This is a genomic window from Paenacidovorax caeni, from assembly GCF_001298675.1.
GTDB lineage: Bacteria > Pseudomonadota > Gammaproteobacteria > Burkholderiales > Burkholderiaceae_C > Paenacidovorax > Paenacidovorax caeni.
In genome coordinates this window covers 90,970-113,350 of the sequence record NZ_CYIG01000005.1, presented here as the reverse complement: position 1 = coordinate 113,350, position 22,381 = coordinate 90,970, and the positions used below count along the sequence as shown (strand labels likewise).

The 22,381-nt window shown below is 63.1% G+C and carries 30 protein-coding genes and 1 tRNA gene; 17 read left to right on the top strand and 14 right to left on the bottom strand.

Annotated features, from left to right (window positions below; genetic code table 11):
* Window positions 1–14: 14 nt before the first annotated feature.
* Genes BN2503_RS03145 through BN2503_RS03135 form a run of 3 tightly spaced genes read left to right on the top strand, consistent with a single transcriptional unit; the run spans window position 15 to window position 2,014 of the window.
* Window positions 15–521, top strand: a complete 507-nt coding sequence (locus tag BN2503_RS03145; RefSeq protein WP_054255187.1) for an SET domain-containing protein — start codon at window positions 15–17, stop codon at window positions 519–521.
* Window positions 518–1,312: a biotin--[acetyl-CoA-carboxylase] ligase gene (locus BN2503_RS03140; protein WP_054255186.1), complete on the top strand. Its 795-nt coding sequence runs from the start codon at window positions 518–520 to the stop codon at window positions 1,310–1,312. The genes BN2503_RS03145 and BN2503_RS03140 overlap by 4 nt, the downstream gene beginning before the upstream one ends.
* A 9-nt stretch (window positions 1,313–1,321) precedes the next feature.
* Window positions 1,322–2,014: an SPOR domain-containing protein gene (locus tag BN2503_RS03135; protein WP_054255185.1), complete on the top strand. Its 693-nt coding sequence runs from the start codon at window positions 1,322–1,324 to the stop codon at window positions 2,012–2,014.
* 120 nt (window positions 2,015–2,134) lie between these two features.
* Here BN2503_RS03135 and BN2503_RS03130 read toward each other — a convergent pair whose 3' ends face one another.
* The 3 genes from BN2503_RS03130 to BN2503_RS03120 all read right to left on the bottom strand — a co-directional run bounded on the left by BN2503_RS03130 (window position 2,135) and on the right by BN2503_RS03120 (window position 4,929).
* Window positions 2,135–3,583 (bottom strand): sensor histidine kinase, encoded by a 1,449-nt coding sequence (locus BN2503_RS03130; protein ID WP_054255184.1) that lies wholly within the window; start codon window positions 3,581–3,583, stop codon window positions 2,135–2,137.
* Between the two features lie 70 nt (window positions 3,584–3,653).
* Window positions 3,654–4,328, bottom strand: a complete 675-nt coding sequence (locus BN2503_RS03125) for a response regulator (protein ID WP_054255183.1) — start codon at window positions 4,326–4,328, stop codon at window positions 3,654–3,656.
* A 118-nt stretch (window positions 4,329–4,446) separates the two neighbouring features.
* On the bottom strand, window positions 4,447–4,929 hold the full coding sequence (locus BN2503_RS03120; protein WP_139235311.1) for a MarR family winged helix-turn-helix transcriptional regulator: 483 nt from the start codon (window positions 4,927–4,929) through the stop codon (window positions 4,447–4,449).
* A gap of 157 nt (window positions 4,930–5,086) precedes the next feature.
* Between BN2503_RS03120 and recA the strand changes: the two genes are divergently transcribed.
* Window positions 5,087–6,160: a recombinase RecA gene (gene recA, locus BN2503_RS03115; protein ID WP_054255275.1), complete on the top strand. Its 1,074-nt coding sequence runs from the start codon at window positions 5,087–5,089 to the stop codon at window positions 6,158–6,160.
* A 75-nt stretch (window positions 6,161–6,235) separates the two neighbouring features.
* Entirely contained in the window at window positions 6,236–6,694 is a 459-nt protein-coding gene (recX, locus tag BN2503_RS03110; protein ID WP_054255181.1) for a recombination regulator RecX, read from the top strand.
* Here the strand turns inward: recX and BN2503_RS03105 are convergent.
* Together BN2503_RS03105 and argC are read right to left on the bottom strand one after the other, a co-directional pair.
* Complete coding sequence (locus tag BN2503_RS03105) at window positions 6,688–7,155, bottom strand: CZB domain-containing protein (RefSeq protein WP_054255180.1); 468 nt, start codon at window positions 7,153–7,155, stop codon at window positions 6,688–6,690. The two genes, recX and BN2503_RS03105, sit on opposite strands and share 7 nt — an antisense overlap.
* A gap of 125 nt (window positions 7,156–7,280) precedes the next feature.
* A complete protein-coding gene (gene argC, locus BN2503_RS03100) occupies window positions 7,281–8,204 on the bottom strand; it encodes an N-acetyl-gamma-glutamyl-phosphate reductase (RefSeq protein ID WP_054255179.1) in 924 nt (307 codons plus the stop codon).
* A gap of 179 nt (window positions 8,205–8,383) precedes the next feature.
* On the opposite strand from argC, the gene sucC reads away from it, so the two are divergent.
* From sucC to BN2503_RS19910, 8 genes are all read left to right on the top strand, one after another.
* Window positions 8,384–9,544 carry an ADP-forming succinate--CoA ligase subunit beta gene (gene sucC / locus BN2503_RS03095; protein ID WP_054255178.1) on the top strand — a complete coding sequence of 387 codons (1,161 nt, stop codon included), beginning with the start codon at window positions 8,384–8,386 and terminating at the stop codon, window positions 9,542–9,544.
* Window positions 9,545–9,562: 18 nt separating this feature from the next.
* A complete protein-coding gene (gene sucD, locus BN2503_RS03090; RefSeq protein ID WP_054255177.1) occupies window positions 9,563–10,459 on the top strand; it encodes a succinate--CoA ligase subunit alpha in 897 nt (298 codons plus the stop codon).
* A 328-nt stretch (window positions 10,460–10,787) separates the two neighbouring features.
* The gene (locus tag BN2503_RS03085; RefSeq protein ID WP_054255176.1) at window positions 10,788–11,606 is read left to right on the top strand and encodes a Stp1/IreP family PP2C-type Ser/Thr phosphatase; all 819 of its coding nucleotides are present in this window, start codon (window positions 10,788–10,790) and stop codon (window positions 11,604–11,606) included.
* A gap of 38 nt (window positions 11,607–11,644) precedes the next feature.
* Window positions 11,645–12,286 carry an FHA domain-containing protein gene (locus BN2503_RS03080; RefSeq protein ID WP_054255175.1) on the top strand — a complete coding sequence of 214 codons (642 nt, stop codon included), beginning with the start codon at window positions 11,645–11,647 and terminating at the stop codon, window positions 12,284–12,286.
* Between the two features lie 21 nt (window positions 12,287–12,307).
* Window positions 12,308–13,096, top strand: coding sequence for a 3',5'-cyclic-nucleotide phosphodiesterase (locus tag BN2503_RS03075; RefSeq protein WP_054255174.1), 789 nt, complete (start codon window positions 12,308–12,310; stop codon window positions 13,094–13,096).
* A 243-nt stretch (window positions 13,097–13,339) separates the two neighbouring features.
* The gene (locus BN2503_RS19240; protein ID WP_175537903.1) at window positions 13,340–13,825 is read left to right on the top strand and encodes a pilin; all 486 of its coding nucleotides are present in this window, start codon (window positions 13,340–13,342) and stop codon (window positions 13,823–13,825) included.
* A 69-nt stretch (window positions 13,826–13,894) separates the two neighbouring features.
* Entirely contained in the window at window positions 13,895–14,368 is a 474-nt protein-coding gene (locus tag BN2503_RS19235) for a pilin (RefSeq protein ID WP_074930043.1), read from the top strand.
* Window positions 14,365–15,150: a fimb protein gene (locus BN2503_RS19910; RefSeq protein WP_139235312.1), complete on the top strand. Its 786-nt coding sequence runs from the start codon at window positions 14,365–14,367 to the stop codon at window positions 15,148–15,150. The genes BN2503_RS19235 and BN2503_RS19910 overlap by 4 nt, the downstream gene beginning before the upstream one ends.
* Before the next feature lie 252 nt (window positions 15,151–15,402).
* On the opposite strand, the gene BN2503_RS03070 is transcribed toward BN2503_RS19910, so the two are convergent.
* The 4 genes from BN2503_RS03070 to BN2503_RS03055 all read right to left on the bottom strand — a co-directional run bounded on the left by BN2503_RS03070 (window position 15,403) and on the right by BN2503_RS03055 (window position 16,874).
* Complete coding sequence (locus BN2503_RS03070) at window positions 15,403–15,699, bottom strand: addiction module antidote protein (protein WP_054255173.1); 297 nt, start codon at window positions 15,697–15,699, stop codon at window positions 15,403–15,405.
* A complete protein-coding gene (locus BN2503_RS03065; RefSeq protein ID WP_054255172.1) occupies window positions 15,696–15,992 on the bottom strand; it encodes a type II toxin-antitoxin system RelE/ParE family toxin in 297 nt (98 codons plus the stop codon). Before BN2503_RS03065 ends, BN2503_RS03070 begins: the two co-directional genes overlap by 4 nt.
* Before the next feature lie 162 nt (window positions 15,993–16,154).
* Entirely contained in the window at window positions 16,155–16,583 is a 429-nt protein-coding gene (locus tag BN2503_RS03060; protein ID WP_054255171.1) for a TA system VapC family ribonuclease toxin, read from the bottom strand.
* 3 nt (window positions 16,584–16,586) lie between these two features.
* Window positions 16,587–16,874, bottom strand: coding sequence for a hypothetical protein (locus BN2503_RS03055; RefSeq protein ID WP_054255170.1), 288 nt, complete (start codon window positions 16,872–16,874; stop codon window positions 16,587–16,589).
* A 293-nt stretch (window positions 16,875–17,167) separates the two neighbouring features.
* On the opposite strand from BN2503_RS03055, the gene BN2503_RS03050 reads away from it, so the two are divergent.
* Window positions 17,168–17,455, top strand: a complete 288-nt coding sequence (locus BN2503_RS03050; protein WP_054255169.1) for a BrnT family toxin — start codon at window positions 17,168–17,170, stop codon at window positions 17,453–17,455.
* Window positions 17,424–17,765: a helix-turn-helix domain-containing protein gene (locus BN2503_RS03045; RefSeq protein WP_054255168.1), complete on the top strand. Its 342-nt coding sequence runs from the start codon at window positions 17,424–17,426 to the stop codon at window positions 17,763–17,765. Before BN2503_RS03050 ends, BN2503_RS03045 begins: the two co-directional genes overlap by 32 nt.
* Before the next feature lie 31 nt (window positions 17,766–17,796).
* On the opposite strand, the gene BN2503_RS03040 is transcribed toward BN2503_RS03045, so the two are convergent.
* Together BN2503_RS03040 and BN2503_RS21320 are read right to left on the bottom strand one after the other, a co-directional pair.
* Complete coding sequence (locus BN2503_RS03040) at window positions 17,797–18,984, bottom strand: aminopeptidase (protein WP_411914283.1); 1,188 nt, start codon at window positions 18,982–18,984, stop codon at window positions 17,797–17,799.
* 6 nt (window positions 18,985–18,990) lie between these two features.
* Complete coding sequence (locus BN2503_RS21320; RefSeq protein ID WP_353611891.1) at window positions 18,991–19,098, bottom strand: Fic family protein; 108 nt, start codon at window positions 19,096–19,098, stop codon at window positions 18,991–18,993.
* A 197-nt stretch (window positions 19,099–19,295) separates the two neighbouring features.
* Here BN2503_RS21320 and BN2503_RS03035 point away from each other — a divergent pair.
* Window positions 19,296–19,372 (top strand) — tRNA-Arg (locus BN2503_RS03035).
* A 61-nt stretch (window positions 19,373–19,433) separates the two neighbouring features.
* Here the strand turns inward: BN2503_RS03035 and moaC are convergent.
* Window positions 19,434–19,934: a cyclic pyranopterin monophosphate synthase MoaC gene (gene moaC / locus BN2503_RS03030; protein WP_054255167.1), complete on the bottom strand. Its 501-nt coding sequence runs from the start codon at window positions 19,932–19,934 to the stop codon at window positions 19,434–19,436.
* 107 nt (window positions 19,935–20,041) lie between these two features.
* Here moaC and BN2503_RS03025 point away from each other — a divergent pair, with 107 nt between their 5' ends.
* Window positions 20,042–21,577 carry a M48 family metalloprotease gene (locus tag BN2503_RS03025; protein ID WP_054255166.1) on the top strand — a complete coding sequence of 512 codons (1,536 nt, stop codon included), beginning with the start codon at window positions 20,042–20,044 and terminating at the stop codon, window positions 21,575–21,577.
* Here the strand turns inward: BN2503_RS03025 and BN2503_RS03020 are convergent.
* Entirely contained in the window at window positions 21,545–21,898 is a 354-nt protein-coding gene (locus tag BN2503_RS03020; RefSeq protein ID WP_054255273.1) for a phage holin family protein, read from the bottom strand. The genes BN2503_RS03025 and BN2503_RS03020 overlap by 33 nt on opposite strands.
* 52 nt (window positions 21,899–21,950) lie before the next feature.
* A complete protein-coding gene (locus BN2503_RS03015) occupies window positions 21,951–22,373 on the bottom strand; it encodes a hypothetical protein (RefSeq protein ID WP_054255165.1) in 423 nt (140 codons plus the stop codon).
* Window positions 22,374–22,381 lie beyond the last annotated feature (8 nt).

Below are 22,381 nucleotides of genomic sequence, written 5' to 3'. Positions count from 1 at the left end.
AGCAGAGTTTTCGCATGCCCCGCAGCGCTCCCCCTTCTTCCCCCGGCCGACGCATCCAAACCCGGCGCTCGGGCGTCCATGGCAAGGGCGTGTTCGCGCTGCAAGACATCGCCGAGGGCGAAGTCATCATCGAGTACACCGGCGAGGTCATCAGCTGGCAGGAGGCGCAGGACCGCCACCCGCACGACCCCAGCCAGCCCAACCACACGTTCTACTTCCACGTCGACGAAGACCGCGTGATCGACGCCAACTACGGCGGCAATTCGGCGCGCTGGATCAACCACAGCTGCGACCCGAACTGCTATGCCGACGAGCAGGACGGGCGCATCTTCATCACCGCGCTGCGCAACATCGCCGCGGGCGAGGAGCTGAACTACGACTACGGCCTGATCATCGAGGAGCGCTACACCAAGAAGCTCAAGGCCGAGTACCCCTGCTGGTGCGGCAGCGCGCAATGCCGGGGCACGCTGCTGGCCCCCAAGCGCGGCTGGAACCCGCCCGGCCCGCGGGAGCGCGCATGAACACCGCCCCCCTGCACTGGCCCGCCGAGGCCCTCTGGGAAGCGCTGCACCCGCTGCTGCCGGGCTTCAGCGTGGAGGTGCTGCCTGAGATCGACTCCACCAACAGCGAGCTGACACGCCGCGCCCGCGCCGGGCAGTGCGACCCGGTGCTGCTGGTGGCCGAACGCCAGAACGCCGGGCGCGGCCGCCTGGGCAAGCCCTGGCACAGCGGCACGGGCGACGCGCTGACCTTCTCGCTCGGCCTGCCCCTGGCGCCGCGCGACTGGTCCGGCCTGTCGCTGGCCGTGGGCTTGTCGCTGGCCGAAAGCCTGCACCCGCGCGTGGCCATCAAGTGGCCCAACGACCTGTGGCTGGACGGCACGCGCAAGCTCTGCGGCATCCTGATCGAGACGGCAAGCAGCGTGGGCACGGGCGGCGCGGCGGGCCAGCGCTACTGCGTCATTGGTGCGGGGATGAACATCCGCCCGCGCGCCAACGACGGGCTGGCCACGCCACCCGCCTGGCTGCAGGAGCTGGACCCGGCGCTGGACGCCCCGGCCGCGCTGGCGCGCATCGCCGTGCCATTGGTGCAGACCGTGCTCGACTTCGCGCACACGGGCTTTGCGCCGCTGCAGCCGCGCTACGCCGCGCGCGACCTGCTGCGCGGGCGCGAAGTGACGCTGAGCGACGGCCGCCATGGCCTGTGCGAGGGCGTGGCGGCAGACGGCGCACTCATCGTGCACACAGCGGCGGGGCGGGAAGCCATCACCAGCGCCGAAGTGAGCGTACGCCCCATCCCCACTGCCTGCTGAAAGAGCCCCATGCTGCGTCTTGCCGTGCTGATCCTGCTGCTGGCCAATGCGGGCTATTACGCCTGGAGCCAGGGCCTGCTGCGCACCTGGGGCCTGGCGCCCGCCACGCAGTCCGAGCCCGAGCGCCTGGAGCGGCAATTGAACCCCGACGCGCTGAAGCTGCTGTCTGCCCAGAGCCCGCAGCCCGCCGAAGCGGACGAACCGGAGCCTGCCGAGGCGGCTGCGTCGGCCCCCGCCACACCGCCCACTCCCTCGTCCACGCAATGCCTGCAGGCCGGCAGCTTCGACGAACGCCAGGCCGCCGCGCTGCGCCAAGCTGCCGCTACCCTGCCATCGGGAAGCTGGACGCTGGACGCCGTGGTGGTGCCCGGGCGCTGGATGGTCTACATGGGCCGTTTCGCCGATGCAGAAGCCGTGGACAAGAAACGCACCGAACTGCGCGCCCTGGGCATTGCCTACGACCGGCCCGGCGCGGCGCTGGAGCCGGGGCTGTCGCTGGGCCGCTTTTCCAGCGAGGAGCGGGCGCAGGTGGCCCTGCGGGACTTGGCACGCCAGGGCGTGCGCACCGCGCGCGTGGTAGTGGAGCGCGCCGAGGCCAAGGCCTACACCCTGCGCCTGCCCGCCGTGGACGCGCAGCTGCGCACGCAGCTCGATGCGCTGCAGGGTGCACTGGCGGGCAAGCCGCTGGCCGCCTGCAATTGATTAGTCCCGCACAATTGCTCTTTTTTTGATAGCGACTTGCGCTTCTCTGGATTACGTTAAACCCGGATTGGGCTCAGACCCTGGCGCCAGCCCTGTACTCCCGGTGGCCACGCAAACGCATTACTCAGCGGCCGCGCGTCGCTCGGGGAAGCGCACCGTGAAGCGCGCGCCCGGCGGGTTGTGGCCCGGGTGCACGTCCTCGATCAGCACCTCGGCCCCGTGCTGGCGCGCGATCTCCTGCACGATGGGCAGGCCCAGCCCGGAGCCATCAGCATCCGTACCGAGGGCGCGGTAAAAGGGCTGAAAAACCAGCTCGCGCTCGCTTTCGGGTACGCCGGGGCCCGAGTCCTCGACCTGCAGCAGCACCACGTGGCTGAAGCGATCCGCCAGCACCCGCGCGGTGATGACGCCGGGGCGCGCGTCGCTCGACGGGGTGTAGTTGATGGCGTTGTCCAGCAGGTTGCGCGCCAGTTCCTTGAGCAACGTGGGGTTGCCGTCCACCCACACGCCTTCGGCGCCGGGCTCGACGCCGTCGTAGCCCAGGTCAATGCGCTTGTCGAGCGCGCGCGGCACCGAGTCCCGCACCACCTCGATCACCAGGCGCGCCAGGTCGCACGGCTGGTGCGCCAGCACCATGGCGCCGCCCTCGGCGCGCGCCAGCGCCAGCAGCTGGTTCACGGTGTGCGTGGCGCGCATGCTGGCGCGGCCGATCTGCTGCAGTGACTGCTTCAGCTCCGCGGTGCTGGTGCCTTCGCGCTGCGCCAGGTCGGCCTGCATGCGCAGGCCGGCCAGCGGGGTCTTGAGCTGGTGTGCGGCATCGGCCAGGAAGCGCTTTTGCGTGGCCATGGAGTCGCCCAGGCGGCGCAGCAGGTCGTTCACCGAATCCACCAGCGGCGCCACCTCCAAGGGCACGGCCTTGTGGTCGAGCGGCGAAAGGTCGTCGGGGTTGCGCGCACGGATGCGTTCCTCCAACTGGTTCAACGGCTGGATGCCGCGCGCCAGCGCCAGCCACACCAGCAGCACCGCCAGCGGCAGGATGACGAACTGCGGCAGCATTACGCCCTTGATGATCTCGGTGGCCAGCATGCTGCGCTTTTCGCGCGTTTCGGCCACCTGCACCAGCGCCAGCGGCTCGCCCGGCAGGGGCAGGCGCACCCAGATGTAGGCCACGCGCAGGTCTACGCCGCGCAGCTCGGCATCGCGCAAGCGCACCTCGCCGGTCTGCGGCACCTCGTCCTCAGGCGGCTGGGGCAGGTCGCGCTCGCCCGAGAGAAAGCGCCCCGCCGGGGCCAGCACCTGGTAGTACACGGTGTCGGACTCGTCGGCACGCAGGATTTCGCTGGCCGACTGCGGCAAATTGAACAACACCCGCCCGCGCTGCACCGTGACGAGCTGGGCCAGCGCGTGCGCGTTGTACTCCAGCGCACGGTCGAACGGCTTGTTGGCCAGGCCCTGCGCCACCAGCCAGGTGAGCGCCAGGCTCACCGGCCACAGCAGCAGCAGCGGCGTGAGCATCCAGTCGAGGATTTCGCCAAACAGGGAGCGCTGCTCGCGCTGGAAGATTTTCAAGGTTTTTGGCCTCTAGCGCTTATGTGGAAAGCGCTGACAGCTATTCATTCAATAGCAGCAATGCGCGCGGTCAGTGCGGGATCTTTTCCAGGCAGTAGCCCAGCCCGCGCACCGTGGCGATGCGGATGGGCCCGCGCTCGATCTTCTTGCGCAGGCGGTGGATGTAGACCTCGATGGCGTTGTTGCTCACCTCTTCGCCCCACTCGCACAGACGCTCGACGAGCTGGTCCTTGCTCACCAGGCGGCCGGCGCGCTGTAGCAGCACTTCGAGCAAACCCAGCTCCCGCGCCGAGAGCTCGACCATCTTGCCGTCAATGGTGGCCACGCGCCCGGCCTGGTCGTACACCAGCGGGCCGTGCTTGATGGTGGCGCTGGTGGCCCCCATGCCGCGGCGCGTGAGGGCGCGCACGCGCGCCTCCAGCTCCTGCAGGCTGAACGGCTTGGCCATGTAGTCGTCAGCGCCGAAGTCCAGGCCCTTGACGCGCTCCTCCACGCTGTCGGCCGCGGTGAGGATGAGCACGGGCAGGGCCGAGCCCCGGCTGCGCAGTTTTTTCAGCACTTCCAGTCCGTGCATTTTGGGCAGGCCCAGGTCGAGGATCAGCAGGTCGAACTCGTTGGTCGTCATCAGGGCCGTGTCGGCTTCGGTGCCGCTGGCCACGTGGTCCACCACGGCGCCCGAGGCGCGCAGCGTGCGCAGCAGGCCGTCGGCGAGCACCTGGTCGTCTTCGGCAATGAGAATGCGCATGGGGTATATCTCCTGGTAGGCGGGCGTGAAAAGGCAACGAAACGTTGCGCGCCCCCGCCGTGAAGATTCTAGAGGGCCGCGCCTATGGCACGGCGCTGGTCAAGCTTAGCGCCTGTTCCTAGGCATAGCCGCCGGCATAAGCCTCCAGCCCCAGCGCCACCACGGTGGCAACCTCGGGCCCGACCTCGGCGCGGAACTCGGCCTCGGCCTGCGCCACGGCGCGGCGAAAGGCCTGCAGCCAATCGAGCCCCAGCGGCGTGAAGCGCACGATGCGCGCCCGTGCATCGCGCGGGTCGCTCTCGCGTGCCACCAGCCCCCAGGCTGCGCACTGGTCCACCAGCGCCGCCATGGACTGCTTGGCCATGCCCGCGCGCTGCGCCAGGTCGGTCAGCCGGTCGCCGCGCAGCGACAGGTGGCGCGTGATGTGCACATGCGCGGCACCCACCTGGTCGCGCGCGGCCAGGTTCGACAAGGCCAGCGGCACCTGTGTATCAGCCGCCATGAGTTCGAGCACGCGCGCGTCGAAGCGGCGCATGGCATGGCCAAGCAGGCGCCCCAGGTGCGCCTGGCGCCAATCGGGGGAGAGATTCGTCGTGTCCATGGGAGGATTCATCGTGCCCGCACATTGTCAGGCAAACTGACCAAAAAACTATTTGCGATAAGATAAGAAGCTCCTAAACTACTGTTCAAGCATACAGACTGTTTTTCGAAACAGTCCCTTACTGAAAGCACTAATGGCCACCAAGAGGAGCAATACCATGGACGCACCCGTCAAGACCGCCGCCACTGCCGCCGACCAGAGCGAGAAAGCCAAAGCCCTGCAGGCCGCACTGGCCCAGATCGAGAAGCAGTTCGGCAAGGGCACCATCATGCGGCTGGGCGAAGGCGAGGCGATCGAGGACATCCAGGTCGTCTCCACCGGCTCGCTGGGCCTGGACATCGCACTGGGCGTGGGCGGCCTGCCGCGTGGCCGGGTGATCGAGATTTACGGCCCAGAAAGCTCGGGCAAGACCACGCTGACGCTGCAAGTCATCGCCGAGATGCAAAAGCTCGGCGGCCAGTGCGCCTTCGTCGATGCCGAGCACGCCCTGGACGTGCAGTACGCCAGCAAGCTCGGCGTTAACCTACCTGACCTGCTCATCAGCCAGCCCGACACCGGCGAGCAAGCCCTGGAAATCGTGGACAGCCTGGTGCGCTCGGGCGCAGTGGACCTGATCGTGGTGGACTCGGTGGCCGCGCTGACCCCCAAGGCTGAAATCGAAGGCGACATGGGCGACCAGCTGCCAGGCCTGCAGGCCCGCCTGATGAGCCAGGCGCTGCGCAAGCTCACCGCCACCATCAAGAAGACCAACTGCACGGTCATTTTCATCAACCAGATCCGCATGAAGATCGGCGTGATGTTCGGCAGCCCCGAGACCACCACGGGCGGCAACGCGCTGAAGTTCTACGCCTCGGTGCGCCTGGACATCCGCCGCACCGGCACCATCAAGAAGGGCGAGGACGCCATCGGCAACGAGACCAAGGTGAAGGTGGTGAAGAACAAGGTGAGCCCTCCGTTCAAGACGGCCGAGTTCGACATCCTGTTCGGCGAGGGCATCTCGCGCGAAGGCGAGATCATCGACATGGGTGTGAACGCGCGCATCATCGAAAAAAGCGGCGCCTGGTACGCCTACAACGGCGAAAAGATCGGCCAGGGCCGCGACAACGCGCGCGAATTCCTGCGCGAGAACCCCGACCTGGCGCGGGAAATCGAAAACCGCGTGCGCGAGCAACTGGGCATTGCCCAACTGCCGCCCGCTGCTGCGGCGGCAGCCGAGGTGGAAGGCGCCTGAGCCGGGGCGGGAGCTTCAAGGAAAAGTGCCCGCAAGGCGCTCCCATCAAGCGCCAGCAGCTAGTAAAGCAATAGCATGGCATTCCAGAAGCTCTCCCTCAAGGGCCGTGCGCTGCGCCTGCTGGCGCAGCGCGAGCATTCGCGTGCCGAACTGGCCAGCAAGCTCGCGCGCCACGTGGAGGAAGACGACGACCTTGAAGCGGTGCTGCACGACCTGCAGGCCAAGGGCTTCATCGACGAAGCGCGCGTGGCCGAGTCGCTCGTGCACCGGCGCGCGGCCCGGCTTGGCACCCAGCGCCTGGTGCAGGAACTGCGCGGCAAGGGGCTGAGCGAAGACCTGGTGCGCGCCCAGGCCGCGCAACTGCGCGAAACGGAAGAGGAACGCGCGCGCGCCGTGTGGCGCCAGCGCTTTGGCACGCCTGCGGCGACGCCGCAGGAGCGTGCGCGGCAGATGCGCTTTCTGGCCGCGCGGGGCTTCAGCGGCGACACCGTGCGCCGCGTGCTGCGCGGCGCGCCGGACGGCGATGGTCAGTGACGTGTATCGAGTTTGCCTTCGCTCGCCAGCACGTTCAGCATTTTCAGGTCGCGCATGACCTCGTTCGAATGCTGGGCGAACTGCACGTCCAGCATCTTGCGGGCCTCGTCGGTCTTGCCCGCCTGGGCCAGCGCCACCACGTTCGATGCGGCGTAGTGAAACATCTTGTGGTGCCCCTGCAAGGCAGTGAAGCCGGGGAAGGCGCCGAGCTTGGCCCGCCCTGCCGTGTGTATCCACTTGCCGAGGTCGCAGCGGTCGTCGAAACAGATTTCCTCGGCCACGAAGTGCTCGGTGGAGCGACCTTCAAGGAAAGCCTGGAGCCGTAGCTTCCAGTTTTCATGGGCGGCGATGGCCATTTCAAAGTCCACGTTCACCGCCGCACGCACCACTTCGTCGGCCAGCTCTTTTTTGGGCGCAGCGCCAATGCCAAAAAAATTCTTCAGAACACTGTCAAGAAACATGAATACACCTGTAATGACGAACAGATCCCAGTCGATCTGACTTGGGACAATTTGACCATACTATGACAGTGGGCAAATAACCGACGTCAACTCCGGGCAGCCCTGGAGGCGGGGCTCGGGCCTGCTTACAAGCCCAGCATCAACTGCAGGTTCTGCACGGCAGCGCCGCTGGCACCCTTGCCCAGGTTGTCCAGCCGCGCAATGGCCACGGCCTGGCGATGCGCGTCGCTGGCGAAAACGCGAATCTCCAGCAGGTTGGTGTTCTCCAGTGCCGTGGCATCGAGCTTGCCGTCTTCGGTCGGCGGCAACACCTTGACGAACTGGGCCGGCGTATTGCTCTTGGCGTAGTGCGCCACATAGGCGGCGTGCAGATCGGCGGCCTGCGGGCGGCCGGGCAACTGGTCAAGGTGCAAGGGCAGGTTCACCAACATGCCCTGGCGGAAGTTACCCACCGAGGGGATGAACAGCGGACGCGCCGTCAGCCCCGTGCAGTGCATGATTTCCGGAATGTGTTTGTGCTGCAGGCCCAGGGCGTAGGTTTCAAACAAGGGTGCCCGGCCGGCCTCGTAGGCCTCGATCATGGGGCGTCCGCCGCCGGAATAGCCGCTGACCGAAGGCAGCGACAGGGGCGTATCGGCCGCCAGCAAACCGGCATCGATCAGCGGGCGCACCAAGGCAATAGCACCCGTGGCGTAGCAGCCCGGGTTGGCCACACGCGCTGCCGCCGCCACGGCCTGCGCCTGGCCCACCTGCAACTCCGGAAAGCCATACACCCAACCGGGCGCTGTGCGGTGCGCCGTCGAGGCATCGATGATGCGGGGCTTGCGGCCCGGCAGGCCGTCGATCAACGCGACGGACTCGCGCGCTGCGTCGTCGTGCAGGCACAGAATCACCACATCCACCGTGCCCATCAACGCCTGCTTGGCCTGCGCGTCTTTGCGCAGCGCTGGGTCGATACTGACCAGCTCCACCTGCGCCATGTCCTTCAGGCGTTCACGGATTTGCAGGCCCGTGGTTCCGGCTTCGCCGTCGATGAAAACTTTGAACATGGGGGGCTCCTGGTCCAAGAAATAAGAGACCCTCGATTGCGCCGGGGTCTGTAAGTTCCGCAACAGGTATGGTGCGTCGCAACATGATACATTCGTTGATTGCCATGTCCCGAGCCCGCGGCCAGACATACCAATCATGGCAAACGGGTTAGTACCACCCTTCCCTGAGAGAGACCCTCATGAAGATTCACGAATACCAAGGCAAGGAAATCTTGCGCAATTTTGGTGTGCCCGTTCCGCGCGGCATTCCTGCATTCACGGTGCAAGAGGCTGTGGAAGCGGCCCAGAAACTCGGCGGCCCGGTCTGGGTCGTGAAAGCGCAGATCCATGCAGGTGGCCGCGGCAAGGGCGGCGGCGTGAAGGTGGCCAAGAGCATTGACGACGTCAAGAAGCTGGCCGAGCAAATCCTGGGCATGCAGCTGGTCACGCACCAAACCGGCCCCGAAGGCCAGAAGGTTCGCCGCCTCTACATCGAAGATGGCGCCGACATCCAGAAGGAATACTACGTGTCCCTCGTGACCGACCGCGCCAGCCAGAAGGTGGCCGTGATCGCGTCCAGCGAAGGCGGCATGGACATTGAAGAAGTGGCGCACAGCACGCCCGAGAAGATCGTCACTGAACTGGTCGATCCGCTGGCTGGTCTGGGCAAGGAACAAGCCCTGAAGATCGCCCAGGCTGTGGGCCTGACCGGCGGCGCCGCTGACCAGGCGGCCGACGTGTTCCAGAAGCTCTACAAGTGCTACATGGACACCGACGCATCGCTGGTGGAAATCAACCCGCTGAACTGCGACAGCAAGGGCAACATCATCGCCCTGGATGCCAAGTTCAACTTCGACTCCAACGCCCTGTTCCGCCACCCCGAGATCGTGGCCCTGCGCGACCTGGACGAAGAAGATCCGGCGGAAGTCGAGGCCTCCAAGTTCGACCTGGCTTACATCAGCCTGGACGGCAACATCGGCTGCCTGGTGAACGGCGCTGGCCTGGCCATGGCCACCATGGACACCATCAAGCTGTTCGGCGGCGAGCCTGCCAACTTCCTGGACGTGGGCGGTGGCGCTACCCCCGAGAAGGTCACCGAAGCCTTCAAGATCATGCTCAAGAACCCCAAGGTCAAGGGCATTCTGGTCAACATCTTCGGCGGCATCATGAAGTGCGACACCATCGCCACCGGCGTGATCACGGCCTGCAAGGCCGTGAACCTGAACGTGCCGCTGGTCGTGCGCATGAAGGGCACCAACGAAGAACTGGGCAAGAAGATGCTGGCCGAATCCGGTCTCCCCATCATCGCCGCCGACACCATGGCCGAAGCCGCCACCAAGATCGTGGCCGAAGTCAAGTAAGAAGCCCGGAGAACACACATGTCGATCTACATCAACAAAGACACCAAGGTCATCACCCAGGGCATCACGGGCAAGACTGGCCAGTTCCACACCGAGAAGTGCCAGGAATACGCCAACGGCAAGAACTGCTTTGTCGCCGGCGTGAACCCCAAGAAGGCCGGTGAGTCGATTTTCAACATCCCAATCTACTCCACCGTCAAGGAAGCCGCCCAGCAAACCGGCGCTACCGTGTCGGTGATCTACGTGCCACCCGCAGGCGCCGCTGCCGCCATCTGGGAAGCCGTGGAAGCCGATCTGGACCTGGCGATTTGCATCACCGAAGGCATTCCAGTGCGCGACATGCTGGAAGTGCGCAACAAGATGAAGGCCAAGGAAGCTGCTGGCGGCAAGAAGACCTTGCTGCTGGGCCCCAACTGCCCTGGCCTGATCACGCCCGACGAAATCAAGATCGGCATCATGCCCGGTCACATCCACCGCAAGGGCCGCATTGGTGTGGTGAGCCGCTCCGGCACGCTGACCTACGAAGCCGTGGCCATGCTGACCGAAGTGGGTCTGGGCCAGTCCAGCGCCGTCGGTATCGGTGGTGACCCGATCAACGGCCTGAAGCACATCGACGTGATGAAGGCGTTCAACGACGATCCGGACACCGACGCCGTGATCATGATCGGCGAAATCGGCGGCCCCGACGAAGCCGAAGCCGCTCAATGGTGCAAGGCCAACATGAAGAAGCCTGTGGTGGGCTTCATCGCTGGCGTGACAGCCCCTCCCGGCAAGCGCATGGGCCACGCTGGCGCGCTGATCTCCGGCGGCGCCGACACGGCCGATGCCAAGCTGGCCATCATGGAAGAGTGCGGTTTCGTGGTCACACGCAACCCCTCTGAACTGGGCAAGCTGCTCAAGGCCCAGCTGAAATAAGCGCGCGCTTTCCTCCGCGCACCGCGCCCGCAACCGAACAAGTTGCGGGCGTTTCTTTTTGATCCATCACAAGCTCTGGCGCACCGACAGCCAACGCCTCAACGCAAAACGTAACTGAGACACACTTCTGGTTACAATCATGCTCCCTGCCTTTTGGAAGGACCACGTAACCTGCGTCAACAAAAATCCGTTCTACAAAAAATACCCTCGTCTATGATGCATGACGCAACGCAACAGGGCATGACATGGCGGATTTTCATCAAGTGGTAACCCAACAGGCGCACACCCTCCAGAATGCAGCGTGCCAAGGCAGTGGGACGATGGCCGCATGACACCCCATTCCCGCATGGAATATCTCTTTTTTGCCCGGACCGATTGCGGCCGCGTGCGCAAGAACAATGAGGACGCCGTTGCCACGGCGCCCGAGATTGGCTTGGCATTGCTGGCCGACGGCATGGGGGGCTACAACGCAGGCGAGGTGGCTAGCAATATGGCCATCTCCATCACGGAACACGCGATGGCGCGCTGGTTCGCCCACGCTGGCACCACCCCCACCACCAGCGATGTGCGCAAGGCCCTACAAGAAAGCGTTCAGGAAGCCAACTTGGCCGTGTTGAATACCGCCCTGCAACAACCTCAGTGTGCGGGTATGGGTACAACGCTGGTGGCAGCCGTGTTTGTGCAAGACCGGCTCGTGCTGGGTCACATGGGTGATTCACGTTGCTATCGGCTGCGCGACGGCCAGCTGCAGCAGATCACCCGGGATCATTCCTGGCTGCAAGAGCAGATGGATGCCGGGCTGATGACCCCCGAGGAGGCGGCGCAATCCGGCAACGGCAACCTTGTCACCCGCGCACTGGGGGTTGAGGAAAGCACACCCATGGAGATCAATGAGTTCCAGGTGCTGCCGCAGGACTTATTCTTGCTTTGTTCTGATGGTCTTACCGACATGATGGATGACCACGAACTGCTCATGCTTGCCAACACCCCTGTTTCCCTCGAAGAAAAAGCCAACCTGCTCATTGATACCGCCAACACATTTGGCGGTCGCGACAATATCAGTGTCGTACTGGTACAAGCGCAAGCAGAAAATCGCAAACGGGGATTCATTTCCCGCTTATTGCACAAGAGCAGCCCACGTGTCTGATTTTTTCTCCCACTACAAATAAAAGCCAGGAGTTGACCATGCCCAAATTGATCGTCTCGATCGACGGGGTTGTCATCAAGGAAGTCCCGCTGACCAAGGAGCGTACCTCCCTGGGGCGGCGCCCTTACAACGATATCGTCATCGACAACCTTGCCGTCAGCGGCGAGCACGCCGTCGTCCACCTTCGCGGCGACCATGTCGAAATCGAGGATCTGGGAAGCACCAACGGCACCTACATCAATGGCCAAGCCGTTAAGCACCACACATTGCACACAGGCGACATCATTGACATTGGGAAGTACAAGATCCGCTTCCTGAACGAAGCCCAACACCCGGACTTCGAAAAGACCATGATCTTCAAGCCGGGCCAACTCCCCCCCGCCCCGGTTCCTCGGCCAGCAGCGGCTTCCGCCCCCGCGATGAGTGCCTATATCAAGGTACTGTCTGGTGCGGCATCAGGGCGCGAAGTTGATCTTGTCAAAATTGTCACCACTATTGGCAAACCTGGCGTTGCTGTTGCCTCGATCACCAAACGGCCCCATGGCTACGTGCTGACCCACGTTGACGGAGAACAGCCCCCGACCCTCAATGGGCAACCCATCGGCACCGATCCGATTCCACTGCACAGCGGTGACGTACTGGATCTGGCCGGTACGCAAATGCAGTTCATGCAACGCTGACGCTACGCGCACAGACACGCCATGAAAGTCCGCGTGCTCGGCTGCTCTGGCGCCATCGCCCGCGACTGCCGAACCACGGCCTTCTTGGTGGACGAGCACATTCTCGTCGATGCCGGGACGGGAGTCGGTGACCTCACGGTCGATGAAATGCTGGCTATCGACCACGTGCTGCTGACCCACAGCCATCTGGATCACATTGCGGCCCTGCCGCTGATGCTGGACGCCGTGGGCACGCGCCGCAGCAAACCTTTAACCCTGCACGCCCTACCTGAAACCATCTCGGCCCTGCAGCAGCACATCTTCAACGGCGTCATTTGGCCAGACTTCAGCCAACTGCCCAGCAGCCATGCCCCCTTCTTTCGCTATGCGCCAATAAACACCGGCCAGCAACTTGAAGCCGCTGGCATCGCCGTGGAAGTACTGCCTGCCGTGCACACAGTGCCCGCCGTCGGCTACGCGCTGCGCGGCAGTGAAGGATGGTGGGCCTTCAGCGGCGATACCGGCCCCAACCCAGCTCTGTGGCAACGCCTGAACCACATGGATATTGCCATGCTGGTCATCGAAACCGCCTTCAGTGGCCAAGAACAAGAACTCGCCCAGCGCAGCCAGCACTTGGCGCCATCCACGTTGATGGAAGAACTGGCGCAATGGAAACCGCGGCGCCCCTGTCCGGTGTACATCACGCATGCCAAACCTCTGGAAACTGATCGCATCATGGATGAAATCTATGGCTTGGGCGCCGACCGTGCTGCGCTCACGGTTCACCATGACATTCGCTGGCTACAAGCAGGGCAAGAGTTTGCAATTTGATGACAGTGCGACAGTTCTGCTCGCATCCCCAACCCTTCACCCTCGACAATGCAAGGCACAGGGACAAAATCGTCACCCCATGCTCCCTAAAAGCCGTTCTGCACGGCTAGGGTGTGAGAAATCACACGAAGATGCAACAAGTCTTTGCAGAAATAGGTTGGCATGGAACCTGCTAATTCCCCTACCGAAGCCAGGAGAAATTCCTCTCGGGCTTTCGTTGCAATCGTTTTGAGGAGAAGTGTTATGAACCGTACTATCCGTTCCGTGCAAAAGGGTTTCACCCTGATTGAATTGATGATCGTTGTGGCGATCATCGGTATCTTGGCTGCTGTGGCGCTGCCTGCTTACCAAGACTACATTACCCGTGGCCAAGTTAGCGAGGCCGTGGCTTTGGGTGGTGGCTTGAAGAGCCCTTTGGCTGAATATGGCGCTGACAAGAATGCGTGGCCTACGGCTCTTGTAGCACCTACGGTTACGCCTACTGCAGGTCAATTGAATGCAACCCTGGTTGGCAAGTACAGCACTGTCACTAATACTGTTGCTGGTACTTACCCTGCCGGTACTATCACCGTCACCATGAACACGGGTAAGGCAAGTGGTGGTGTTTTGACCTATACCACTGGTAATGGTGGTTCTGCTTGGGCCTGTGGCAACACCACCGTTGATGGTGTGACTGGTGCTGGTACGACCATTGATGCTCGCTACTTGCCCAATGCTTGCAAGCCCTAATGTGTAAGGCCTAAAAAAGGAGGCGCAAGCCTCCTTTTTTTTCTTCAAATGTTATCGCCAGGAGGATGTATGTTCGCAAAAATCAAGCAGCAAGGGTTTACCTTGATTGAGTTGATGATTGTCGTGGCCATCATCGGAATTTTGGCGGCTGTCGCACTCCCTGCATACCAAGACTACATCACCCGTGGCCAGGTCAGTGAGGCCGTGAGCCTTGCGGGAGGTTTGAAGACGCCACTTTCAGAGTGGGCTTCTGATAAAAATACATGGCCAACCTTGGTGGGTTCCAATCAAAATCCAACTGCAGGGCAAATGAACGCCACAATTGTTGGCAAATACAGTAGTGTTTCCAGTAGTATTTCTGGGACTTTTCCTGCAGGGGTTATTAGTGCAACCATGACGGCAGGCAAGGCAACCGGTCAAATATTGACATTTAGTACTGGCAATGGTGGTGTTACATGGGTGTGTGGCAATACGACTGTGGCTGGGTTTACAGGTGCTGGTACTACCATCGACAATAGATACCTGCCTGCAGCCTGTAAGTGATTAAAAAATATTCAATGGCAATGGAAAGTAGATTCCACTTTGCAATTCGTCGATGCTTTTTCCATTTGTTGGCATCAGTGGTCATCGCTGTAATTATTGCAGCATTTGTTTATTTTTTTCTTTATCCTACCCCCTATCAATACGTCCTCTCCATAAGCTCTATTTTTTTTGTGCTTCTTGCTGTTGATGTGGTGTGTGGGCCGCTGATGACGCTTTTGATTTCTAATCCAAAAAAATCAAAAAAAGAAACGATTCTTGATTTTTCATTGGTTGGGATTTTGCAAATTGCTGCACTAATTTATGGGTTGCATTTCATATGGTTGGGTAGGCCAGTTGTGCTGGCATTTGAGATTGATCGAATAGCTGTGATTACGGCAAATGAAATAGAAAAAGACAAATTGCACGAATCAGGCATCGGAATCCAATCCATTCCGTGGCATGGGGTTATAAAAGTCAATACGCGCAGAGCAAAAAATAGCGATGAAATGTTTGAGAGTATTGATATGGAGGCCGCAGGTATTTCTCCCGGAGGTCGACCCGGTTGGTGGCTGCCTTGGGATAGCGCCAAGTCTGCAATGAGCGAACGAGCAAAACCAGTCGCTGATCTATTGCAACGTCGTCCACAAGATGCAGACGTGCTGAAAACCGCGATTAAAAAGACAGGCTTCGATATAGCCCAGCTACGTTATTTACCACTGACTAGCAGTAAAACAACGGAGTGGATTGTGTTGTTAGATACACAGCTTAATATCGTCGGTTACGCCCCAGTCGATGGGTTTTGATGGCGTTCTGTTGGTGGTGCCAGTAGCTGCGTTTTCTTGCTTCGCGCCGTGTTGTTGTGGTTATGGGCAAGCCCAGCATTAAGTCGCGCACAAATTTGTGGGTGGAGAGCAGTCGTTCTTGGCGGCGCTCAGTCCGCCCCACACCCCAATTCCATCTCCGGCTAGGGGTGCAGCGCGCACGATGTGCTTCCCCATCAAAAGTGACAACGTTTTGCGTCCACGAAGCGGCGCGCTATCTGCCCGGCCTGTGCTTCAAGTCCGCGTCAAAGGCTGCAGGCTGAGTTTGAACCCCATGGCGTGAATGACTTTGAAGAGTGTGTCCGAGCTGGGTGCGCGCTCGCCCGAGAGGCTTTTGTACAAACTTTCACGCGACAGGCCCGTATCGCGCGCCAGTTGGGTCATGCCACGGGCGCGGGCAATGTCGCCCAGTGCGCCTGCCAGCTCCGCGGGGTCGTTGTCTTGCAGCACCTGGCGCAAATATTCGGCAATTTCTTCTTCATTGCGCAGGTGGTTGGCCATATCAAATGGCTGGGTTTTGAGGGTCGTCATAGGTCAAGCTCCTTGGCCATGTGCTTAGCGGCGGCAATGTCGCTTGCCTGGCTTGTTTTGTCGCCGCCGCCCAGCATCACAATCAGCACGTTGCCGCGCTGGACGTAGTACATGCGCCAACCGGGGCCAAAAAACTCGCGCATTTCCCAGACGCCATCGCCCACGGGCTTGACATCTCCTAGGTTGCCAAGCTTGGCTTTATTCACGCGGCGGCGCAGCCGGATGCGTGTGGGCATGTCACGCAGACTGTCCACCCATTGCGCAAAGGACTCGGTTTCAAGGACGCTGTACATTTGCAAATAGTAGCCTATTGGCTACGTTTTGTGTGGAAAATCAAAGCGGCGGTGTGCTGTCTGCCCGGCCTGTAGGCTGTGTGGTGCTGGATTCGTTGTATGGGTCAAATAAGCCTCTAGCCCTTATGTGGCAAGCGCAAGCAGCTATGAAATATGAAGCGGCTACAGGGTCACCAGATGCTCGGCCCTGGCGCCGGGCACGGCTTGCAGGTTCAGCCGCGCATCAAAGCTGACAAAGCGGCATTGGTGGCGCACGGCCAGGCCCAGCAGATAGCTGTCGGTGATTTGCCGATGACCCAGCAGGTGCTGCCAGTGCAGTTGTTTGGCATCGAGCAGGCTGTAGTCATCGGGCACAAAGGTGTGGGCGGGGTGCGCGGTGGCTTGGGCTAGGCGGCTGGCAACTGCAGCCAGCGGCAGGGCCTGGGGGTAGGCCGGTTGGGCCATGATGCGCAAACAGCCGTTTTGCGTCAGTGGGCAAGAGGCCCAGCCGTGGGCAATCTCTTGTTGCAGCCACTGGGTGGCGCGGGCGTGGTGCATGTGCGCCGCATCCAGCAGAGCGATCAAGACGTTCACATCGAGCAGGGCACGCATGGCCTACACGCCTTCGGCATCGCGCAAGCGGTTGATCAAATCGTTGCTGACCACCACGCCGCGCGCCTCGAAGGGCACAAAGCCTGTGGCTGTGGCTGTGGCGGGGAGCGCGTGGGTGGCGGGCGCGCTTGTGGTGCCCGTAGTGCCCGTAGTGCCCGTAGTGCCCGTAGTGCCTGTCAGGGCCTGGCGCACCAGACGCGAGATGACTTTGCCCAGGCTGGTGTTTTCAGCGCGGGCGATTTCTTTGGCTGCGATCAAGGTGTCGTATTCCAAGTCAATGGTGGTGCGCATGGCAGCTCTCTCTTGTGGCAATCAGATAGTGTTTTGATTCTAAAACATCATGATGTGTAAGCATCACTGCACAGCCCCACACCCCAACTCCACCCCAGGCTGGGGGTGCAGGGCGCACAGCGCTTGCCGCCGTTGCTTTGTGGGCAGGGCCGCCAGTTTTGACTCTAGCCGCGACTCTAGCCGCGACTCTAGCTGTGACTCTGGCCGTTGCAGGGTGGAGGTGTGGCGCGCTATCTGCCCGGCCTGTGCATCAACCCCGCGTCAAAAGTGGCCCATTGAACTACACTTGACCCATGCAATTCGAGTGGGATGAAGCCAAAAGCGAAGCGTGTTTTCTTGCGCGGGGCTTTGATTTTGCTTATGCGGCGCAAGCTTTTTTTGATCCCGATCGCCTGGTGCGCTCCGATACCCGGCGCCTTTATGGCGAAGACCGTTACCAGTTGCTGGGCAAGATAGGGCCACGTCTTTTTGCCGTGGTCTATACGCCCCGCCAGGATGCCATGCGCATCATCTCTGCGCGCAAAGCCAACCAACGAGAGATCAACCACTATGGCCACCAAGACAGTACGCACCACCCTTGACCCCCGCGTGCCAGCATCGCTGGCCCAAGGTCGCCTGAATGCAGCGCAGCTAGATGCCACCACCGAGGCAGACATTGCCACGCAGCAAGCCGCCGACGAGGCCGAGGCCATGCAGGATGCGGCCCAGTTCGCCCGGCGGGTGCGCAGGCGCCTGGGCTTGAGCCAGGCTGAGTTGGCATCGCGCATTCAGGTCTCGCTCGACACCATCCGCAATTGGGAACAGGGCAAGCGCAGCCCAACGGGCGCAGCCAAGGCGTTGCTCAAGGTGCTAGACAAAGCGCCCGAAGCGGCGCTGGCAGCTTTGCATTGAAGCGGTTTTGCTTTGTGGCTCCAATCGGCCTCTAGCCCTGCACAGCCCCACACCCCAACTCCACCCCCGGCTGGGGGTGCAGCGTACACAGCGCTTGCCTCCGTTGCTTTGCGGGCAGGGCCGCCAGCTGGCGTGCGGCGGCGTAGAACTGGCGCCAGTCGCCGCCGTGTTGCTGGAACAGGGCCTCTAGCGCGGGTACCCAGGTGTCGTAGGCCGCTTGGGTGGCAAAGCGGGCGTTGTTGGCCTGGGCCACCCACTGGTCGTAGCCGCGCAGGTCTTGGCTGGGGTGGGCCGCCTGCCACTGCGCACGCAACACGGCGTAAGCGCGGCGAAAGTCCTCCATCGCTTCTTTTTTCATAGCTGCTTGCGCTTGCTGGTTGGGCGTTGCAGCCGTTTTTTGTGCATAAATTTCTGCCAGCCGCGCGCGTGTGCCCTGGGTCAGGGCGCGCCACTGCTGGCGCTGCGTTTGCTGCAGCTGGTCTTGCGCGTGGGTGGCGGCGCTGGCGTGTTCTTGCAACCACAGCGCGGTGCCCAGGCGTTCGACGGTGGTGGCGAAGGATTCATTGAAGGCGGTATCCCCCTGGGCATACAGCACCTGGTGGGCCAGTTCGTGCAGCAGCAGGCGCACCAGGTCGCCCTCGCTGCCGTGGACGAAGGTGGACAGCAGCGGGTCACCCCCCAGCCAGTTCAGGTAGCCCAGGGTGGAATAGGCGGGCACGCCGTACACCGCCACCTCCAGGCCTTGGGCGGCGAGGTGGGCAGCCTCGGCCTGTGCATCGGCCTCGTTGAAATAGCCCCGGTAGCCAATGCAGCCGGTGATGGGGAAGCACCACTGGTGCAGCGTGAGGGCGTGGGGCGGCGCCGCCACCACGTTCCACACGGCAGCGCGGCGCGGCAGTTCGGCATAGCTGCGGTAGCTGGCGTTGTCGGGCAGGTGCAGCCGGGCGCTGGCGAAGTCGCGCATATGCTGTGCCAGCGCCAGGCGGGTGCGCAGCGCTGCGGGCGTGGCCGGATCGGCCAGCCAGTCAGAGACTGGGCGCGCGGCCTGCAACAGCGCCCAGTGCCCGCGCAGGCTGCTCCAGTAGTAGGCCAGCGCCCCCGGCGGGTTGGGTGTGGCCGATGGGCTGTGCGCGCAGCCCGCCAGCAGCAGGGCCAGGGCCAACAAGCAGGCCAGCAGTGCCCGCGTGCCGGGCGGCGGGCGGCGGGCGGCACAGGCCAAGCGTGCTCATGCGGTGGGGGGCTGCATGAGCCGTTTTTTTCCTGCGGGGGTGAGCCGGTAGCGCTGCAGGCGGCTGGTGGGTTTGTCGGGGAGGGTGTATTCAAACGCTTGCACTGACTACAACATGGTGACCGAGTTCAAGTAAGGCCAATCGCTGTATTGATAGATGGGCTGCGGCTTCGGCTGGTGATTTTTCACACCGCCAAAATGCCCAGCCATGCCCCCAACACGCCCCGACATAGGAGCACTCAAAGAATTTCACGGATACAGGCAAGCAGTATGATGCGCACCTTCTTGTGTGCACTATTCTTCTGCCCGTAGCTCAACTGGATAGAGCAATTGCCTTCTAAGCAATAGGTCGGGGGTTCGAGTCCCTCCGGGCAGGCCAGCCTCGGCGCTTCCAAAAACATAGCTGTCAGCGCTTGCTGTGATTGGCTTTACACCCAAAATCACCCCGCACCTCCAGGGGTATGGACGAAGCTCCCAGACTTTCCCCCGTGCTTTTCCAGTACCTGCACGCCGGTGATCACCATGCGCTTATCCGCCGCCTTGCACATGTCGTAAACCGTCAGCAGCGCTACCTGCACCGCCGTCAAAGCCTCCATCTCCACCCCTGTGGGGCCCACGGTTTCCACCGTGGCGGAGCACTGCACGGCGCTGTCGTCGGGGTGCAGCACGAAGTCCACCGCCACCCGCGTCAGTGCCAGGGGGTGGCACAGGGGGATCAGGTCGCTGGTTTTCTTCGCGGCCATGATGCCGGCAATGCGGGCCGCGCCCAGTACGTCGCCCTTTTTGGCGCTGCCGCTTTCAATCAGCGCCAACGTAGCAGGCTGCATGGTGATGCGCCCAGTGGCAATGGCCGTGCGGTGGGTGGCAGGCTTGGCGCCCACGTCCACCATGTGGGCCTGGCCCTGGGCGTCGAAATGGGTGAGGGGGGAAGTGCTGGACATGGCGGGTTACGAAGGTCTGCGGAACACGGGGCGCGGCAAGGCATCATACGGCCATGTACCCGGGCTGCCGCTGGTAGTCCGCCCCGCCAGCGGAGCAAGGGATCGTCGTGACAGACTTCAAGCCAAAATGGCCTTCAAGGCATACTGGTAAAGCGCTAGCAGCTTCTCTTTTAATAGCATTCGGTGTACTCCAGGCACCTGGTATCCACGCACAGCCAGCGCTGCCCACGCTGGGCGACGGGCTGGAGCTGACGACCAGTGCCGAGCGGCGCATTGGCGACAGCATCATCCGCGAGCTGTATCGCGACCCGGACTACGTGGATGACCCCGTGCTGCAGGAGTACGTGCAGGGCATTTTCCAGTCCCTGGTGGTGGCCGCGCGTGCGCGCGGCGAGCTCTCACCCGAGCTGGAGGAGCGCTTTGCCTGGGAGATTTTGCTGGGCCGCGACCGCACGGTGAACGCCTTCGCCCTGCCCGGCGGCTACATGGGCGTGCACCTGGGCCTGATCGGCGTGGTGGCCAGCCGCGACGAGCTGGCCTCGGTCATGGCGCATGAGCTCAGCCACGTCACCCAGCGCCACATCGCGCGCCTGATGGCGCAGCAGCAGCGCACCACGCCGCTGATGATCGGCGCCATGGTGTTGGGCGCCCTGGCGGCGAGCAAAAGTCCGAACGCCGGGCAAGCCCTGATGGTGGGCGGGCAGGCGCTGGCGGTGCAGAACCAGCTCAACTTCTCGCGCGACATGGAGCGCGAAGCCGACCGCATGGGCTACGGCCTGATGGCCCCGGCGGGCTTCGCGCCCGAGGGCTTCGTCAGCATGTTCGACAAGCTGCAGCAGGCCAACCGCCTGAATGACAACGGCAGCTGGCCCTATCTGCGCAGCCACCCGCTGACCACGGAACGCATGGCGGACATGCACGCGCGCCTGCCCTCAGGGCAGGCCAGCCTGTCGTTGCCCGTGGCCACGCTGGAGCACGCCATGCTGGCGGCGCGGGCACGCGTGCTGTCGCGCCCCGGGATTGATCTGCTGCGCCAGTGGGCCGCCGAGCCGGCCAGCACGGGCTTTGCCGCCCAGCCCCTGCCCAAGCGCGTGGCGGCCTGGTACGCCGCCGCGCTGAGCCAGGCGCAACTGCGCGATTGGGCGGGCGCGCGGCGCATGCTGGAGCCTCTGCGCCAGGCGGTGCAAGGCGACGCCAGTGCGCTGCGCCAGGCGCGGCTGCTGGCCGCCGAAGTTGAACTACAGGCGGGCCAGCCCGAGGCCGCCTTGCAGCTCCTGCCCGCTGCGGGCGGCACGCGGCCCGAGTTGGCCCTGCGCAGCCAGACGCTGGTGCGCCTGGGCCGCGGCAGCGATGCCACCAGCGCCTTGGAAACCTGGCTGGCAACGCACCCGCAAGACGCCACGCTGTGGCAGCTGCTGGCCAGTGCCTGGCAGCAGCAGGGACAGCCGCTACGCGCCCTGCGCGCCGAGGCCGAGGCGCGTGCGGCGCATTACGACTACGCGGCGGCGGTAGACCGTTTCAAGGCGGGACAAGAGTTGGCACGCAAGCGCAACGGGCCGAACGACTACATCGAGGCGTCGATCATTGACACCCGGCTGCGCACCGTGGCCTCACGCCTTCGGGAACAGGCCGCCGAGCGCTGACTCGATCAGCAGGCCGAGCGCGGAGTACATCAGCGAGCCCAGCAGCGCGGCACCAAAACCGCGCACGTGAAAGCCCTCCAGCACGCCCGCGGCGGCCCAGAACATGAGCGCGTTGATGACGAACAGGAACAGCCCCACGGTGACCACCGTCACCGGCAACGTCAGTACCACCAGCACGGGGCGCAGGACCACGTTGAACAGGCCAATGACGAACGCAGCCACCAGCGCAGCGCCAAAGCTGCGCACCTCTACACCGCTGTAGAGGTAGGCCACGAGGAGCAGGGCGGCGGCGCTGAGCAGCCATTTGAGCAGCAGTTTCATGCGGGCCAGCATAGCACCGGCCTGCCGCCTGGTTCAATCGGGCAACGGCTGCTCAGTCGGCCAGGGCCAGCACGAACAAGGCGCTCAGCCCGGCCAGCAGCGACGATGGGTTGTGCCCCCCACGGGGCGCTGGTGCAGCCTTGGGGCGGCGTGCATCCACCACCTGGGCCATGCCATGCGTGGCCTGCAGCTGCTCCGCCAACTCGGGCAACGGTCCCTTGGCCAGCACGGTGGTCACATCGGTGCTGCCGCGGCCCAGCCAGGGCAGTACCTGGGCGAACAGCTTGTCGGCCCACTTGGCGCGCCAGTTCTCGCGCGCACTGTGGCTGACCCACTTGCTGATGCGGTGGGTCATGCGCGGCGCGCAGGCCACGACGATCCAGCGGCACGGCGCGGCACCCGCACGCGCCACCAGGGGTGCGAGCACGGCACGGGCATGGTCGGCATCGTCGATGTACACGATCACGGATTGCATGGGGCTTG

Coding starts and splice junctions, on each gene's coding strand:
- BN2503_RS03145 (WP_054255187.1), top strand. CDS start 15: ATGCCCCGCAGCGCTCCCCCTTCTTCCCCCGGCCGACGCATCCAAACC.
- BN2503_RS03140 (WP_054255186.1), top strand. CDS start 518: ATGAACACCGCCCCCCTGCACTGGCCCGCCGAGGCCCTCTGGGAAGCG.
- BN2503_RS03135 (WP_054255185.1), top strand. CDS start 1,322: ATGCTGCGTCTTGCCGTGCTGATCCTGCTGCTGGCCAATGCGGGCTAT.
- BN2503_RS03125 (WP_054255183.1), bottom strand. CDS start 4,328: ATGCGCATTCTCATTGCCGAAGACGACCAGGTGCTCGCCGACGGCCTG.
- BN2503_RS03120 (WP_139235311.1), bottom strand. CDS start 4,929: ATGGACACGACGAATCTCTCCCCCGATTGGCGCCAGGCGCACCTGGGG.
- recA (WP_054255275.1), top strand. CDS start 5,087: ATGGACGCACCCGTCAAGACCGCCGCCACTGCCGCCGACCAGAGCGAG.
- recX (WP_054255181.1), top strand. CDS start 6,236: ATGGCATTCCAGAAGCTCTCCCTCAAGGGCCGTGCGCTGCGCCTGCTG.
- BN2503_RS03105 (WP_054255180.1), bottom strand. CDS start 7,155: ATGTTTCTTGACAGTGTTCTGAAGAATTTTTTTGGCATTGGCGCTGCG.
- argC (WP_054255179.1), bottom strand. CDS start 8,204: ATGTTCAAAGTTTTCATCGACGGCGAAGCCGGAACCACGGGCCTGCAA.
- sucC (WP_054255178.1), top strand. CDS start 8,384: ATGAAGATTCACGAATACCAAGGCAAGGAAATCTTGCGCAATTTTGGT.
- sucD (WP_054255177.1), top strand. CDS start 9,563: ATGTCGATCTACATCAACAAAGACACCAAGGTCATCACCCAGGGCATC.
- BN2503_RS03085 (WP_054255176.1), top strand. CDS start 10,788: ATGACACCCCATTCCCGCATGGAATATCTCTTTTTTGCCCGGACCGAT.
- BN2503_RS03080 (WP_054255175.1), top strand. CDS start 11,645: ATGCCCAAATTGATCGTCTCGATCGACGGGGTTGTCATCAAGGAAGTC.
- BN2503_RS03075 (WP_054255174.1), top strand. CDS start 12,308: ATGAAAGTCCGCGTGCTCGGCTGCTCTGGCGCCATCGCCCGCGACTGC.
- BN2503_RS19240 (WP_175537903.1), top strand. CDS start 13,340: ATGAACCGTACTATCCGTTCCGTGCAAAAGGGTTTCACCCTGATTGAA.
- BN2503_RS19235 (WP_074930043.1), top strand. CDS start 13,895: ATGTTCGCAAAAATCAAGCAGCAAGGGTTTACCTTGATTGAGTTGATG.
- BN2503_RS03070 (WP_054255173.1), bottom strand. CDS start 15,699: ATGACGACCCTCAAAACCCAGCCATTTGATATGGCCAACCACCTGCGC.
- BN2503_RS03065 (WP_054255172.1), bottom strand. CDS start 15,992: ATGTACAGCGTCCTTGAAACCGAGTCCTTTGCGCAATGGGTGGACAGT.
- BN2503_RS03060 (WP_054255171.1), bottom strand. CDS start 16,583: ATGCGTGCCCTGCTCGATGTGAACGTCTTGATCGCTCTGCTGGATGCG.
- BN2503_RS03055 (WP_054255170.1), bottom strand. CDS start 16,874: ATGCGCACCACCATTGACTTGGAATACGACACCTTGATCGCAGCCAAA.
- BN2503_RS03050 (WP_054255169.1), top strand. CDS start 17,168: ATGCAATTCGAGTGGGATGAAGCCAAAAGCGAAGCGTGTTTTCTTGCG.
- BN2503_RS03045 (WP_054255168.1), top strand. CDS start 17,424: ATGGCCACCAAGACAGTACGCACCACCCTTGACCCCCGCGTGCCAGCA.
- moaC (WP_054255167.1), bottom strand. CDS start 19,934: ATGTCCAGCACTTCCCCCCTCACCCATTTCGACGCCCAGGGCCAGGCC.
- BN2503_RS03020 (WP_054255273.1), bottom strand. CDS start 21,898: ATGAAACTGCTGCTCAAATGGCTGCTCAGCGCCGCCGCCCTGCTCCTC.
- BN2503_RS03015 (WP_054255165.1), bottom strand. CDS start 22,373: ATGCAATCCGTGATCGTGTACATCGACGATGCCGACCATGCCCGTGCC.